General features: G+C 56.4%; 17 protein-coding genes and 1 tRNA gene. 9 read left to right on the top strand and 9 right to left on the bottom strand.

The window, feature by feature from the left end; translation table 11 throughout:
- Positions 1 to 86 precede the first annotated feature (86 nt).
- The 3 genes from ACFQDM_RS05215 to ACFQDM_RS05205 all read right to left on the bottom strand — a co-directional run bounded on the left by ACFQDM_RS05215 (position 87) and on the right by ACFQDM_RS05205 (position 1,466).
- Positions 87 to 371 carry a hypothetical protein gene (locus tag ACFQDM_RS05215; RefSeq protein ID WP_377376405.1) on the bottom strand — a complete coding sequence of 95 codons (285 nt, stop codon included), beginning with the start codon at positions 369 to 371 and terminating at the stop codon, positions 87 to 89.
- 306 nt (positions 372 to 677) lie between these two features.
- A tRNA-Arg gene (locus tag ACFQDM_RS05210) sits at positions 678 to 754 on the bottom strand.
- A gap of 100 nt (positions 755 to 854) precedes the next feature.
- Entirely contained in the window at positions 855 to 1,466 is a 612-nt protein-coding gene (locus ACFQDM_RS05205; protein ID WP_377376402.1) for a hypothetical protein, read from the bottom strand.
- Positions 1,467 to 1,686: 220 nt separating this feature from the next.
- Here ACFQDM_RS05205 and rpmE point away from each other — a divergent pair, with 220 nt between their 5' ends.
- Positions 1,687 to 1,905, top strand: coding sequence for a 50S ribosomal protein L31 (rpmE, locus tag ACFQDM_RS05200; protein ID WP_377376400.1), 219 nt, complete (start codon positions 1,687 to 1,689; stop codon positions 1,903 to 1,905).
- 143 nt (positions 1,906 to 2,048) lie between these two features.
- On the opposite strand, the gene rcdA is transcribed toward rpmE, so the two are convergent.
- The 3 genes from rcdA to ACFQDM_RS05185 form a co-directional block, all read right to left on the bottom strand.
- Positions 2,049 to 2,603 carry a protease adaptor protein RcdA gene (gene rcdA, locus ACFQDM_RS05195; RefSeq protein WP_377376397.1) on the bottom strand — a complete coding sequence of 185 codons (555 nt, stop codon included), beginning with the start codon at positions 2,601 to 2,603 and terminating at the stop codon, positions 2,049 to 2,051.
- A gap of 102 nt (positions 2,604 to 2,705) precedes the next feature.
- Complete coding sequence (locus ACFQDM_RS05190; RefSeq protein WP_377376395.1) at positions 2,706 to 3,218, bottom strand: DUF1697 domain-containing protein; 513 nt, start codon at positions 3,216 to 3,218, stop codon at positions 2,706 to 2,708.
- Positions 3,219 to 3,227: 9 nt separating this feature from the next.
- The gene (locus ACFQDM_RS05185; protein WP_377376392.1) at positions 3,228 to 3,413 is read right to left on the bottom strand and encodes a DUF1192 family protein; all 186 of its coding nucleotides are present in this window, start codon (positions 3,411 to 3,413) and stop codon (positions 3,228 to 3,230) included.
- A gap of 43 nt (positions 3,414 to 3,456) precedes the next feature.
- Here ACFQDM_RS05185 and ACFQDM_RS05180 point away from each other — a divergent pair, with 43 nt between their 5' ends.
- The 4 genes from ACFQDM_RS05180 to ACFQDM_RS05165 all read left to right on the top strand — a co-directional run bounded on the left by ACFQDM_RS05180 (position 3,457) and on the right by ACFQDM_RS05165 (position 5,974).
- On the top strand, positions 3,457 to 4,434 hold the full coding sequence (locus tag ACFQDM_RS05180) for an NAD(P)H-quinone oxidoreductase (RefSeq protein ID WP_377376389.1): 978 nt from the start codon (positions 3,457 to 3,459) through the stop codon (positions 4,432 to 4,434).
- 185 nt (positions 4,435 to 4,619) lie between these two features.
- Complete coding sequence (locus ACFQDM_RS05175) at positions 4,620 to 5,300, top strand: DUF1013 domain-containing protein (RefSeq protein ID WP_377376386.1); 681 nt, start codon at positions 4,620 to 4,622, stop codon at positions 5,298 to 5,300.
- 76 nt (positions 5,301 to 5,376) lie between these two features.
- Positions 5,377 to 5,673: a GNAT family N-acetyltransferase gene (locus tag ACFQDM_RS05170; protein ID WP_377376383.1), complete on the top strand. Its 297-nt coding sequence runs from the start codon at positions 5,377 to 5,379 to the stop codon at positions 5,671 to 5,673.
- Between the two features lie 13 nt (positions 5,674 to 5,686).
- Positions 5,687 to 5,974, top strand: coding sequence for a GNAT family N-acetyltransferase (locus tag ACFQDM_RS05165; RefSeq protein ID WP_377376381.1), 288 nt, complete (start codon positions 5,687 to 5,689; stop codon positions 5,972 to 5,974).
- A gap of 13 nt (positions 5,975 to 5,987) precedes the next feature.
- On the opposite strand, the gene ACFQDM_RS05160 is transcribed toward ACFQDM_RS05165, so the two are convergent.
- Together ACFQDM_RS05160 and ACFQDM_RS05155 are read right to left on the bottom strand one after the other, a co-directional pair.
- Positions 5,988 to 6,515: a DUF1543 domain-containing protein gene (locus ACFQDM_RS05160; protein WP_377376378.1), complete on the bottom strand. Its 528-nt coding sequence runs from the start codon at positions 6,513 to 6,515 to the stop codon at positions 5,988 to 5,990.
- Between the two features lie 33 nt (positions 6,516 to 6,548).
- On the bottom strand, positions 6,549 to 7,307 hold the full coding sequence (locus ACFQDM_RS05155; RefSeq protein ID WP_377376375.1) for a phosphatase PAP2 family protein: 759 nt from the start codon (positions 7,305 to 7,307) through the stop codon (positions 6,549 to 6,551).
- Positions 7,308 to 7,564: 257 nt separating this feature from the next.
- Here ACFQDM_RS05155 and ACFQDM_RS05150 point away from each other — a divergent pair, with 257 nt between their 5' ends.
- From ACFQDM_RS05150 to ACFQDM_RS05135, 4 genes are all read left to right on the top strand, one after another.
- The gene (locus ACFQDM_RS05150; RefSeq protein WP_377376372.1) at positions 7,565 to 9,394 is read left to right on the top strand and encodes an ATP-binding protein; all 1,830 of its coding nucleotides are present in this window, start codon (positions 7,565 to 7,567) and stop codon (positions 9,392 to 9,394) included.
- Positions 9,395 to 9,405: 11 nt separating this feature from the next.
- The gene (locus tag ACFQDM_RS05145) at positions 9,406 to 10,317 is read left to right on the top strand and encodes a LysR substrate-binding domain-containing protein (RefSeq protein ID WP_377376370.1); all 912 of its coding nucleotides are present in this window, start codon (positions 9,406 to 9,408) and stop codon (positions 10,315 to 10,317) included.
- A 111-nt stretch (positions 10,318 to 10,428) separates the two neighbouring features.
- The gene (locus ACFQDM_RS05140) at positions 10,429 to 11,673 is read left to right on the top strand and encodes an acyl-CoA dehydrogenase family protein (protein ID WP_377376367.1); all 1,245 of its coding nucleotides are present in this window, start codon (positions 10,429 to 10,431) and stop codon (positions 11,671 to 11,673) included.
- Positions 11,674 to 11,833: 160 nt separating this feature from the next.
- Positions 11,834 to 12,493 carry a LysE family translocator gene (locus ACFQDM_RS05135; RefSeq protein WP_377376365.1) on the top strand — a complete coding sequence of 220 codons (660 nt, stop codon included), beginning with the start codon at positions 11,834 to 11,836 and terminating at the stop codon, positions 12,491 to 12,493.
- Positions 12,494 to 12,553: 60 nt separating this feature from the next.
- On the opposite strand, the gene ACFQDM_RS05130 is transcribed toward ACFQDM_RS05135, so the two are convergent.
- Positions 12,554 to 12,824, bottom strand: a 271-nt coding sequence (locus ACFQDM_RS05130) for a hypothetical protein (protein WP_377376361.1), incomplete at its 5' end; no start/stop codon positions are given.

Raw genomic sequence — 12,824 nt, 5'->3', positions numbered from 1 at the left:
ATGCGCGGACTGGAGTGTGCTCGCCGCACTGAAAATACGGGTGAAACCGACAGTAACGCCCGACGCGTCACGGAGTGACGATGACTTCAGTCAAACCTTCCGGTTCCTATCTTTTTTGCTCCTTCATAAATATCAAACACCCCTCCTGAAGACGCCAATTTTTTGGTATCCGTTTGATTTATAAACTTAATTTCTACGTTATGAACGATATCGAATACTATAGGCTCTGAATTGAGAGTCGTGAATTCAGCACTAAAGTGCATTTGGTCGTTGCTCTCCGAAAAGACCACACCAAGGCGAATTGATGAGTTCGGAAAACAAGTCCTTTCACCAGCATCAAGGCTGGAGGATATACATATCTGACCGTTCATCTATTTAACCACGACGAAGTTGCAATTCGTTTTTGCAGTTTGATCTATGATAGAAAAATAGATTTGAAGATATTTCGAAGTAGTTGGCCAATCGGCGTGAACTACTCGGACATTCTTTCCTTTACTTTGTACGGCATCAAGCGGACACGCTTCAAATAATTCCCAGTTGGGCATCCAATAATCTGGAAATTCAAAGACACTTGCATACGATGAGATCAAGTCAGTCTTTCTTTGCGGGCAGCTTAACTCAATCGGTATTTGAATTTTTTCAAAGTTTACCGTCATCTGCTACTCGCGCGTCATTGCTGGTGACCCCGACAGGATTCGAACCTGTGACCTACGGATTAGGAATCCGTTGCTCTATCCTGCTGAGCTACGGGGCCAGAGCGCTGAAACTGGATAGCGGGACTTGCTGACCAAGACAATCCGCCGGGTGATTGTGCCGCCCTTCAGCTGATGCCGCCCTTCAACTGATGCCGCCCTTCAACTGATGCCGGACGGGAAGCAGGCGCTGATCGCTTCCTGGCGTAGCGTGCTGGGAATGTTGGTCAGGGAATGCGTGATATCTATAACCTCCAGCGTAATCTCGCCATCCATGGTTCGCGACTGAACCGCAATGCCGAGCGCTGTGTCGACCAGCAATTCATTATAGGACCCGGGCTGATCAAACAGCTCATCGGTTTCGCGCACAATATAACCTGATGAGGTGCGCCCCGAGACGACTTGCGTGTAGCGCTCGGTCGTCTCATAGCTGAAATATTCCCCTTCATAGCTCTCATATTCGCCATAGGATTTCAGCCGTAACGGCCAGAGCGGTGCCAGCGCTTTCAGCGCCTCGGTATCAATCGGATCGCCTTCGCTGCAGAAGGCATATCCGACACCATAGAGAATGGCATAGAAGGGGAATTCTGTGTCCTCTGTGAGCTCTTTCATGATCATCACGCCGTCTTCATTATAAACGACGAGTTCCTGCCATAGGTCCCCATTGGCTTCCACGGTGAGCATGGTGCCCGGTGAGAGCCCTTCTTTTGCCTGCGCGGCGCCGATGAGTGAAAGCGCGAGTGTGCCAATCATGGCAAGACGTGTGAAAATCATGATATGTCCCCCGAAATGCGCCTCTGTCCTGAGGCGCGATCTGCGACAGGATAGCAGAGCTTTCTGTTATGGCTCAATCAGCTTCGGCAGATGGGCTGAAACTTCTGGTCCTGAATCGCAATTGAATCGCTGCGGCCCCCTTGTCAGGGCGGCCTGTTTCCAGTAATAGCCGCGGCTTGAGTTTCAAAAATCACCTTCAGAAGACGACGGACATCGACCGATGAAAAGCGAAGGCCACCCAGATTACCACTTCATCACGGTCGTGATGACGGACGGCACAGAATACCAAACACGCTCTTGCTACGGCAAAGAAGGCGACACGCTGCAACTGGATATCGATCCGAAGACGCACCCAGCCTGGACGGGTAACACCTCCAACCTGCTGGACCGTGGCGGTCGCGTGTCTCGCTTCAAGGACAAGTTCAAAGGCTTCATGTAAGCGCTTTGCCAATCGAGATCAGAAAAACCCTGCTGGCTGGCCAGCAGGGTTTTTTCGTATGTGCGATGATCTTCTGAGCGAGACAGCCGGTGTGTTCACAGCTGTGTTCACAGCCCGCCGTCACAGGTATCAGATATGGGTGTCTATTTGCGCCAGACGGACAATGGGTCGAATGCGCCCGAATTGGCAGCATCCTGAAGCGCGCGAAGTTGCGATGTGACCGGGTTCGGCACAGGCTCTTCGTCAGCGTCAAAGATCAGCTCATCAAGACGGTGCAGGCGGTCGAACAGCTCTTTCGCGCGATCGACAAGCACGATCAGGGCGTCTGGCAGTTCTGCATTCTGACGGGCGGCAAATGCGTTGATGGAGGAATCTTCGAGGCGGAAACGCGCTTCGGTCGCTTCCTCAACGGTCATGTCGCCTTCCTGAACGGCGCGCTGGACCACGAGCCAGCTGGCGGCCTGCATCAGGCGGGTCGTCATTTCCATGGAAACGGTTGCGTAGGAGAGGGAGGCTTCCCGGTTCAGCTTGCGCGAGGCTTCGCGGCCGTCACCATCCAGATAGCTTGCGGTTTCCTCAACCAGCCCCATGCCTTCAGCAAACAGCTTCTTGAACATTTCCGAAGAAGCAAACTGGAGCAGGCGATCACGAACCCGTGGACTTACGAAGACATTTGATTGTCGGTTGTCCTTGGTCATTCAGGCATTCCCATCAATGTGCGCACACGGCGCGGATTTCTGTCACACTATCCCCTACCGGGGCGCAAAGCGTCAATTGCGATGTCTGAGAGATGCTCTATTTCAACACATATCCCGGACTTTTTTCAGTGTATTCATGTTTCGTGCCGTTCCGTTGACCGCGGCTGCCAGGGTGAGTCTGGAGCGACCCTGACCGTCCGGATAATGAATATACAGGCATTTCGGGCCGGGGCGGATAAGTTCGGTGGTTTGATTCTTCACATCGGCTGCTGTCTGCGCGTCCGCTTCGGTGTCCAGAAGCAGGACAATCAACTTGTTGCCGGGCACGTCGCCAAAAGGTGCGGACCCGATCAGCTCGTCCAGATCGGCCGGTGTGCGCATGATCACGCCGACAGGTTTTCCGGCATAGGATTGGAGGCGCGCTTCCAGCGCCGCGCCAGCGTCATCTATCGAGCCGTCCGTTTCAAAGATTAGATTGCCGCTTGCGATATGTGTGCGCGGATTCTGAAAACCGATTTCGGTCGCCATCTCGCGTAGTTCTGCCATGGGAAGCTTGCCCGTGCCGCCAACATTGACGGCCCGGAGAAAGGCAATACACGTGATTGTGTTGGCCATGAAAGACGATCAGCTCTTGCCGAGATTGAACATGGCGTCAGCGGCAGACTTGGCATCGCCCTTGTTCTCAATCGCCTTTTCGCACGCCGTGATTTCCGCTTTCAGCGCTTCAATCCGTTCTTTCAGTTCATCGACAGAAAGAAGATCAAGATCGACCGCTTTTGTCGGTCCGAGTGGTTGTCCCGCCTCATCCATTGCGTCACTCTCCCTTTTTTGTTCAGTCAGTCGAGGCATAAAGATGACCCAAACCATGCGCGCCGTCGAGGTCGGATCAGACGAGAGCCTGAAGATTTCCACACTTGAAAGGCCAGAGCCAAAGGGCGGCGAAGTTCTGCTGCGGGTGAAGGCTTTCGGTGTAAACCGGGGCGATCTTCTGCAGCGAAAAGGGTTCTATCCGTCACCGAAAGGCGCAAGCCCGCTGATGGGGCTGGAAGCCTGCGGCGTGGTTGAAGCGGTCGGGCCCGATGCGGATCGCTGGTCTGTGGGGGACCGTGTCTGCTGCATCGTGCCAGGCGGCGGTTATGCCGAATATGCGGTGGTGGATTCCGGCTCCTGTCTGCCGCTCCCCGATGATGTGACCTTTGAGCAGGGCGCGAGCCTTGCCGAAACCATGATGACGGTCTGGACCAATGTGTTTGATGTCTGCGCGCTGAAACGCGGCGAGACCTTTCTGGTGCATGGCGGCACGAGCGGCATTGGCGCGTCAGCCATTCAGATGGCGAAAGCCTGGGGCTGTAAGGTTCTGACGACGGCTGGCTCGAAGGAGAAATGTATCGCGGCGGAGACCTTCGGGGCAGATCGAGCGATCAACTACAAGGAAGAAGACTTTGTCGAGATCGCCAAGGCGGAAGGCGGCGTCGATGTCATTCTTGATATGGTTGGCGGTGATTATGTCGCCAAAAATATGGATATTCTGAACCGGATGGGACGGCTGGTGAACATTGCCTATATGAGCGGTTCGAAAGTTGAGCTCAACATGATGCCGGTCATGATCAAGCGGCTCACCATTACGGGCTCGACCCTGCGTGCGCGCAGCGCCGAAGAGAAGCGGCAGGTGCGTGACGGACTGGAACGAGACTTCTGGCACATGCTGGGCGAGGACAAGATCAATCCGGTTGTCTTCAAGGTGTTCGAGCTCGAAGAGATCGAAGCAGCGCATGAACTGATGCAAAGCTCGCAGCATATCGGCAAGATTGTCGTGCGCACCGGTGCCTGACGGCGCCCGTTCTTTTGAATGGGGCGGGCATTCAACCTGTTTTGCAAAGACAATCGGGGCTGAATACATGATCCCTCTTTGCATTTGGGTAAAACTCGCCCTATAATGAGAGCAACGACAATTCCCTATAGGAATCCCCCGTCGCCCGGCCCGTGTGCCGGGCGCACGTGTTTTTGGAGATTAGAATGGCCAATATCCTGATGCCGAAAGCCACGGCTGTATGGCTGATCGACAACACAACGCTGACCTTTGATCAGATCGCTGATTTCTGCGGCCTTCACCATCTCGAAGTGAAAGGCATTGCCGACGGCGAAGTTGCGCAATCCATGCGCGGCGCTGACCCGGTTGCTTCTGGCGAGCTCTCCCGTCTGGAGATTGAGCGCGCTGAGAAAGACCCGAAATACATGATGAAGGCGACCCAGCACAAGCTGGATGCATCCATCCCTCAGCCAAAGCGCAAGGGTGCCCGCTACACGCCGATTTCACGTCGTCAGGACCGCCCGAACGCGATTGCCTGGTTCCTCTTCCACCACAAGGAAGTGACCGATGCGCAGATCTCCAAGCTGATCGGTACGACCAAGGCGACGATCAACTCTGTGCGTGATCGCAGCCACTGGAACTCTCAGAACATCAAGCCGGTCGACCCGGTTACGCTGGGCCTTTGCTCTCAGATCGAACTCGATGCGCTGATCTCCAAAGCGTCCGAGAAACGTCGCAAGATGGAAGCCGAGAAAGAGGCGAGCCTGGAAGGTCCGGGTCTGGCACCGCTTGAGGAAGCGCCAGCGCCAGACGCAGAGTATGACGACTATGAAGAGCGTAAGCGTCAGGACCAGATCACGGCAGAGAACCTCTTTAATCTGGACTGATCATCCCCATTTCGTGCGGAACCGGAAGCAGGTGACATCACTTGTTTCCGGTATAACCCTGATGAAAGCCCGCACGATGACCACAGATACTGACATCATCATCAAACGAGAAAGCCTTGGCTCACACGAGCGATATGTGACCCATGTTGATGGGTATGAGGCTGTTCTGACCTTCACCGACATTGCAGGCAATAAACGCGTCACCGATCATACCGGTGTGCCGCGCGCCCTTGGTGGCCGTGGCATTGGAACGCGTCTGGTTGAGCGCGCCGTCGAAGACGCACGCCGGGATGGAAAGACCATTATTCCATCCTGCTGGTTTGTCCGACAACAGATTGAGCGCAATGTTGACTGGCAGGACGTCGTGTCCTGAACGGGAGGACGTCATGTCAGAATTCACGATTGCACGCGAAGAGACCGAGACCGGCGGTCGCTATGTCACCACTGTTAACGGCCATGAAGCGGAGATGACGTTTTCCAAGGCCGGCGAAACGCGGATGATTATTGATCATACAGGCGTGCCGCGTGAACTCGGCGGAATGGGTGTTGGCGTCGCTCTGGTCGAACGTGCGGTGCTGGATGCCCGCAAAGCCGGGATCAAGATCATTCCATTGTGTCCGTTTGCAAAAGCACAGATCGAAAAACATCCTGAATGGCAGGATGTGCTGCAATAGCCATGATAACCGATCAGCCCGGCAGTCGGATATAATCCGATATCATGACGGGCGGATCGACTGGCGCGCTTGCGTCTGGCACCAGCTTCAGATGCGCTTTTCCGTGTGAGAAAAGATCGCTCGTCACTTCGATGATATCGTCAATGTCGAGGAAATTGTCCTTGTGGCGACTTTCTCCATTGGGCACCGAACGAAGCGCGCGTTTCCAGACCTCTGCCTTGTCGCGGCCAATCATGAAGCGATAGGCGTGATGTTCGCCAAATTCGGCCTGATCATAATATCCGACATTCACAAAGAAGAGCTTTGGTGCGTTTGCAGCCGGAGCGGGCTCATCTGAAATGTCGATCCTGTGACCATCCAGCGCTGAGAGTTCGACATAGCCGTCAATATGCAATGAGGCCGGTGTGCCCCACCATGTGTCCCGCAGCTGGCGGTAGGTGGCCTCAAGCGTTTCACCGATACAGAAACGCATGTCGTGCAGCTCGATATTGGCGCGTGGATGATGTCCGCCCACCAGTATGGCAAAGAGTTTCCGGGTCATGTTCATCAGCCTAACAGGCGAGGGAGGCTCAGACTAGCGTTCCGTCGCGTCGTCTTTTTCGGGCTGTGGGCGGTCTGAGCGAAAGGCGCGGATGGGACCATCGCCGGGGCTGAGCCACCAGCGCAGCAGGACCCACCAGAGGAGCGCCCAACTGGTTCCAAGTGCCCAGCCTGCCAGCACATCGGACGGCCAGTGGACACCCAGATAAACGCGGCTCATGCCGACCAGCATGGTGGTGATGACGGCAAACATCATAATCAGTCCACGTATGCGCTTCTTTTCATGTGCTTCAGCCAGAATGAGCCCGATGGTGAGATAAGCTGTCGCCGACAAAGTGGCATGACCGCTTGGAAAGCTTGAGCTCATGGCATGGGTCATATGTTCAACGAGGTCCGGGCGAGGACGGGCAATGCCGAGCTTCAGCAGGCTCGACAGCGCGGTGCCGCTCAGGACGGCGCCGATCAGGATGGCGGCGTGGCGCCAGCGCTTGATGGCGATCAGATAGGTCGCCGCAGCTGTCAGCAGCAAGGTCAGAATGGCGTATCCGCCAAGCGCGGTGATATCGGCCACCGCATATTCAAACCAGCCCGGCCCGATCGGGTCTGATGTGTCTGACGGATTGCGAAGTACCAGAAACAGCCATTCATCGAATTCATGGCCTTCTCCCTCCAGGATTTCCTCGGCAAGCGACCAGAACAGCATGAAGCTGGCAGCGATGACGCCAAAGACGAGGATCAGGCTGGGCGCGATAGGCAGGCGGGCGCGGAGTTGGTGCCATAATTCTGAAATCATGCAGATCAAACGGTCGGGACCAATTTTGGTTTCAGCAAAGTATCGCTGGTTTGAGCTTCGCACTGAAGCAAGGGGCTGTGTGGAATTAAGCAATCTCTACCGTGCGTAGATAATGCTCTGTCCTGAGGTGCCGATTGGGGTGATTTTGACATTTATCTCCTGTTTTCAGAGGAAAAAAATCGTCACGTAGCTTGTCGTTAATGCCTGTGCGATAATGAGTTCCGGCGCGGAAATTCGTCAGGGGGTTAGCGACAGCCATGTTCCGTCTTGTACGCAGCCTGCGGTCATTCTTCACGATGACCGAGCATGACGTTCGGTCAGCAATGGCCCTGACACAGGTGCTCGTAAAAGATCTTGCGTTCCGGCTTTCCATTGAATCGGCCATTGCGGCCCTGTTTCTGTGGATCGGCGAATTTCAACTGACCGCCATCTGGCTGCTTATGGTGATCCCGTCGGAGTTTGCTGAGGTCATTCTCAGCAGGGCGATGAACAAAGCCGATGTTGTGACGAAGCGTCACCTGTTTGCGCAATTTGCGATCTCGATCTTTGGCGGGGCTGCCTGGGCGGTGACGGGGGCTTATCTCTGGTGGACGGGCAATATCGTTTATATGTCGGTTGGCGTGTTGATGATGGTCGGTGTGACCATGCATGTGTCGCTGAAATACGCAGAATGGATGAAGGGTGCGATCATCGCGGCGTTTTCGCCGGTCGCTGCCCTGCTTTTCATGGCCTGCGTGCCGCCGAACATCACCCATAGCCTGCCTGAGCGTCTCCTGATTGTCCTCGGTGTGTTTGGTCTGATCTATTATATGGCCATTATGGCGGGGGCGAATTACTCGCGTCAAAGCAAGCTCAAGAAAGCCCTTGAAGCCGCGTCGCAGGCGAGCGAGGCCAAGTCCATTTTCCTCGCCACCATGAGCCATGAGATCCGCACGCCGATGAATGGTGTGCTCGGCATGGCAGAGCTTCTGGAACGCAGCCGTCTGGATGAGGCGCAAAAGGAAATGGTGCACATCATTCGCGCCTCCGGTGACACGCTGATTGGCGTGATTGATGACATTCTGGATCTCTCCAAGATTGAAGCGGGCCATCATGCGCTTGAGCCGCATGTCTTCAGCCTGAATGAAATGATGTCGACCATCGCTGCCACCTCTGAGATGAGCGCGCGCGACCGGAATCTGACCTTTCTTTGCAATTATGATCTCGATGCCAATCTCCATCTTTACGGCGACGCGCTGCGTCTGCGTCAGGTGATCGGCAATCTGATTTCCAACGCGATCAAATTCACCGATGAGGGCCTTGTGAGCCTGAGTGTTGAGGCGCGTCCGATCGAAAACACCGAGGACATTGGCCTCGTCATCCGTGTGCGTGACACCGGCCTTGGCATTTCCGAAGCCGAGCAGGCCCGGATCTTTGAGCCCTTTGTGCAGGGCGACGGATCGATGGCGCGCCGTCATGGCGGAACCGGTCTTGGTCTGCCCATCGTGCAGCATTTTGCCAGGCTGATGGGCGGAAGCCTGACGCTCGACAGCACGCCGGGCAAAGGCTCTGAGTTTACCTTCACCTGTACGCTGCCGCTGGCTGAGGCGCCCGAGGAGGCACCGTCTGTCATCCTGCCGCTGGAGCGCCCGGGGATCAGCCTTGCGCGCCATGATCGCCCGCGCGTTCTGGTCGCCGAAGATCATTACCCAAACCGCCGCGTCATCGAATTGATGCTGAAGAATTGCGACATAGATCTGAGCTTCGCGGAGAATGGACAACAGGCTGTCGATGCCTGCGCCAGAACCCGTTTCGATATGGTTCTGATGGACATTCAGATGCCCGGCCTTTCCGGCGTGGAAGCGCTGCACCAGATCCGCTCTCAGGAACGTCAGCTGGGGCAGGCGCCGGTCCCGATTGTCGCGCTCACGGCCAATGCGATGAAGCATCAGGTCGCAGAATATGAACAGGCAGGCTTTTCGTCTCATCTTTCCAAGCCCATCATGGTGGAAGAATTGATGCGCACCATTCAGGCCTACACACCGGTTGATACCATGGCGTTTCGCGATGAGCAGGTTCAGGTGCACACCGTGCATTACAACAGCTAGGATCTGGCGCTTTGCGACGAATTGCTCAGTTTGACCTCAACCTCCTGGAAGTCTTCGAGGCGATTTATTCCGAAGGCGGCGTTTCACGTGCGGCGCGCCATCTGAACCTTTCCCAGCCTGCTGTCAGCCATAGCCTTGCCAAGCTGCGCGAAGCCTTCAGCGACGATCTGTTCGTCCGTGAAGGCAATAAGCTGGTTCCGACCAGTCTGGCCCGCGAAGTGGTCGGCCCGATCCGCGAGGCCTTGCGCAACTTTGAAGCCGCGCTGACCAATGTGATGGCCTTCGAGCCGGCCTCGTCCAACCGCGCCTTCCGGATCGGCATGCGGCTTTCCGGCGAAGTGCCGAACTTTGCCCGGCTCGTCGCCGCGCTTCGGGAAGCGGCCCCGAATATCCGCCTGACCAGCGCGCATTTCGCCCGTCAGGACCTGAACGAACTGCTCGCCAATGGTGAGCTGGACCTCGCTTTTGATGTCGCCCATCCTGAACGCAACGGCCTGCGGCGCCAACTGCTCAGCGAGGACCGGTTTGTCATCGCGGCCCGTCACGGCCATCCCGATATTGCCGGCAGAATTGATCTGGAGACCTATCTGCGGCTCGATCATGTCTTTGCCTCACCGCGTTCCTCCGGGCGCGGTCATGAAGATGCGGCGCTCGCAGCGCTTGGCTGGGAGCGGCGTATCGCCATGCGATGCCAGAACGCTGTCTCGGCCTGGCAGGTTGTGTCACGTTCTGACATGATCTTCACCCTGTCCCGGCGCTATGCGACCGCGCTGCAGGAGCTTGAGGAAAACCAGCTGGTCGACCTGCCGCTGGAAACAGAGCCGCTCAAGCTGTTCATGTACTGGCATGACGCCTCGAAAAGTGATCCCGGCCTGATCTGGCTGCGTGCGCAGATCGAGACCATTCTCTCGCCGCGCGAATAGCTGTGCGCTCCTGTCATTCGTGGCAGGAATGGCTGGCATTCAAACAGCGCATTACCGATGTACCCGACGGAAGGGCTAGGTTTCTCCTCATATCCCTGAGGAGGACCTTTGATGAGCTTTGTCGATCCAAGCCTGAAAATGAATGACCTGGAAATGTCGGAAGGGGCCATTCCGCTGTTTGAAGCGGTGAAAGCCCATATCCGCGATCATGTGGACCCGATCACAGACGAATATTTCGCGCTCGCCGAGACGCTGGAAGACCGCTGGACCTTTCACCCGCGCCAGCTGGAATTGCTGGAAGGGGCGAAGAACAAAGCCAAGGAAAGCGGGCTCTGGAATTTCTTCCTGCCGGATTCAGAATCCGGTGAAGGCCTGACCAATCTCGACTATGCCTATATCGCCGCTGAGCTTGGCAAATCGCCGCTGGCCTCGGAATCGCTGAACTGTTCGGCGCCTGATACCGGCAATATGGAAGTTCTGGAGCGCGTCGGCACACCAGCTCAGAAAGAACAATGGCTGAAGCCGCTGCTGAATGGTGAGATCCGCTCTGCCTATGTGATGACCGAGCCGCATGTGGCTTCGTCTGATGCCAAGAATGTTTCCACGACAGCGGTTCTGGATGGTGATGATTATGTCATCAATGGCGAGAAGTATTATATCTCCGGCGCTGGCGACCCGCGTTGCAAGATCATGATCGTCATGGTGAAGACCGATCCGGACGCCGAGCCACACAAACAACAGAGCCAGATTCTCGTCCCGCTACCGCATCCGGGCGTGGAGATCATCGGACCAATGCATGTGTTCGGCGAGGATCATGCCCCGCGCGGCCATATGCATATGCGCTTCAACAATGTCCGCGTGCCGAAGGAAAACATGTTGCTCGGACAGGGACGCGGCTTTGAAATCTCGCAGCTGCGTCTGGGACCGGGTCGTATTCACCACTGCATGCGCACCATTGGTAAGGCGGAAATTGCGCTCGACCTGATGGTGAAGCGCGGCAAATCCCGCGAAGCCTTTGGCAATTCTCTCATCATGCTGGGCAAGAACCTTGAAACCGTGTCGCGTGCCCGGATCGAGATTGAAGCCATGCGCCTGATGGTCCTGAAAGCGGCCAAGGCGATGGATGTGCTCGGCAATAAGGAAGCCCGCGTCTGGGTCTCCATGGTCAAGGCCATGGTGCCGGAAAAAGCCTGCCAGATCATCGATCAGGCGATCCAGATCCACGGCGCGACCGGGATTTCACAATGGACGCCGCTGGCAGAGCTCTACACTGATGTTCGCCATCTGCGCTTTGCGGATGGCCCTGATGAGGTGCACCATATGGTGGTCGGCCGCGCTGAGATGAAACAGCATTGATCTCGTCTTGCGAGGGGCGCTCTCCTGTTTGGCGCCCCTCGTGCTTTTTGGCGCTCTCTGGCGCGAAATAATAGTTCGTCGCCTTTTGTGATCACGCCCGCGATTGTTCCCCTTCTGAAAAGCGTTTACCGCTGGTTGAGAGCCAGACAGGAAGGCGCGTGTGTTGGACGTCATAAACCTTGCGGATATTGCACTGGTCGTCAGTGTGTTTGCCATCGGTGCTGCGAGCCCCGGTCCGGCCACACTCATGATCGTGAAGACAGCGGCCGAGCAGGGACGCATGCCGGCGCTTATCCTGTCGGTCGGCATTGTCTGCGGATCGGTCTTCTGGGGCATTCTTGCCGGTTTGGGCTTTGTGGCGCTGTTGCAGGCTTCGGCCTTCTGGTTCACCTGCCTGAAAATGGCGGGCGGGGCGTATCTCCTGTTCCTCGCCTATCGCGCTGTCCGGTCTGCAATGACGCCGGGTGCGGTGTTGAAACCGGGAGACGAGCGCAGCGCCGCCCCGTGGCATGCCTCTTTCCTCAAAGGCCTGTTCGTGCATCTCACAAATCCCAAAGCGCCTCTGGTCTGGCTGGCCACGCTCTCCATCGGCGCTGATCATGGCAGTTCACCCGATACGATGGCGCTGGCGATTTTCGCTTGCGCGCTGGCTGCGATGGCGATTTTTACCGGCTATGCCTTCCTGTTTTCGACCCGTTCGGCCATGCGGTTTTATCAGCGCGCACACCGCCCGATCAATCTGCTCGCCGGGGCCCTGTTCGGCGCGATCGGCGTGAAACTGCTCTCCTCAAAAGCCGGGCTTGCGACGTCCGCGGGGTGAGCGCACGGGAAAAGATATAGATGCACCTTCATCGCCCCACGCGGTTTTGCGGGGGCGGTGTCAGGCAAAGGATCGGATCTGAGGGGGATCGGGCGGCTTGAAGCGCTCGAAACCGGGTACGTCCGGCGGCTCGGCTTCCGGGAAAACACCAAGTGCCACCAGCGCAGACCTTGCCCGATAATGCAGCGTATTCAGCTCGTCTCGCTCGGCTTCATCGGCGCAGTTTCGCCAGAGCTCATCGGGCGGCAGCCAGTGAATCAGCGGCTCGAAATAGAGCTGCGGAAGGGGAGTTTTTTGCGCTGGCGATGAGGCGCGCTCAAGGAGTTTTTTG

Source organism: Ponticaulis profundi, assembly GCF_042659465.1.
Lineage (GTDB): Bacteria > Pseudomonadota > Alphaproteobacteria > Caulobacterales > Hyphomonadaceae > Ponticaulis > Ponticaulis profundi.
This window is presented reverse-complemented; position numbering and strand designations above follow the sequence as displayed.

Coding starts and splice junctions, on each gene's coding strand:
- ACFQDM_RS05215 (WP_377376405.1), bottom strand. CDS start 371: ATGAACGGTCAGATATGTATATCCTCCAGCCTTGATGCTGGTGAAAGG.
- ACFQDM_RS05205 (WP_377376402.1), bottom strand. CDS start 1,466: ATGATTTTCACACGTCTTGCCATGATTGGCACACTCGCGCTTTCACTC.
- rpmE (WP_377376400.1), top strand. CDS start 1,687: ATGAAAAGCGAAGGCCACCCAGATTACCACTTCATCACGGTCGTGATG.
- rcdA (WP_377376397.1), bottom strand. CDS start 2,603: ATGACCAAGGACAACCGACAATCAAATGTCTTCGTAAGTCCACGGGTT.
- ACFQDM_RS05190 (WP_377376395.1), bottom strand. CDS start 3,218: ATGGCCAACACAATCACGTGTATTGCCTTTCTCCGGGCCGTCAATGTT.
- ACFQDM_RS05185 (WP_377376392.1), bottom strand. CDS start 3,413: ATGGATGAGGCGGGACAACCACTCGGACCGACAAAAGCGGTCGATCTT.
- ACFQDM_RS05180 (WP_377376389.1), top strand. CDS start 3,457: ATGACCCAAACCATGCGCGCCGTCGAGGTCGGATCAGACGAGAGCCTG.
- ACFQDM_RS05175 (WP_377376386.1), top strand. CDS start 4,620: ATGGCCAATATCCTGATGCCGAAAGCCACGGCTGTATGGCTGATCGAC.
- ACFQDM_RS05170 (WP_377376383.1), top strand. CDS start 5,377: ATGACCACAGATACTGACATCATCATCAAACGAGAAAGCCTTGGCTCA.
- ACFQDM_RS05165 (WP_377376381.1), top strand. CDS start 5,687: ATGTCAGAATTCACGATTGCACGCGAAGAGACCGAGACCGGCGGTCGC.
- ACFQDM_RS05160 (WP_377376378.1), bottom strand. CDS start 6,515: ATGACCCGGAAACTCTTTGCCATACTGGTGGGCGGACATCATCCACGC.
- ACFQDM_RS05155 (WP_377376375.1), bottom strand. CDS start 7,307: ATGATTTCAGAATTATGGCACCAACTCCGCGCCCGCCTGCCTATCGCG.
- ACFQDM_RS05150 (WP_377376372.1), top strand. CDS start 7,565: ATGTTCCGTCTTGTACGCAGCCTGCGGTCATTCTTCACGATGACCGAG.
- ACFQDM_RS05140 (WP_377376367.1), top strand. CDS start 10,429: ATGAGCTTTGTCGATCCAAGCCTGAAAATGAATGACCTGGAAATGTCG.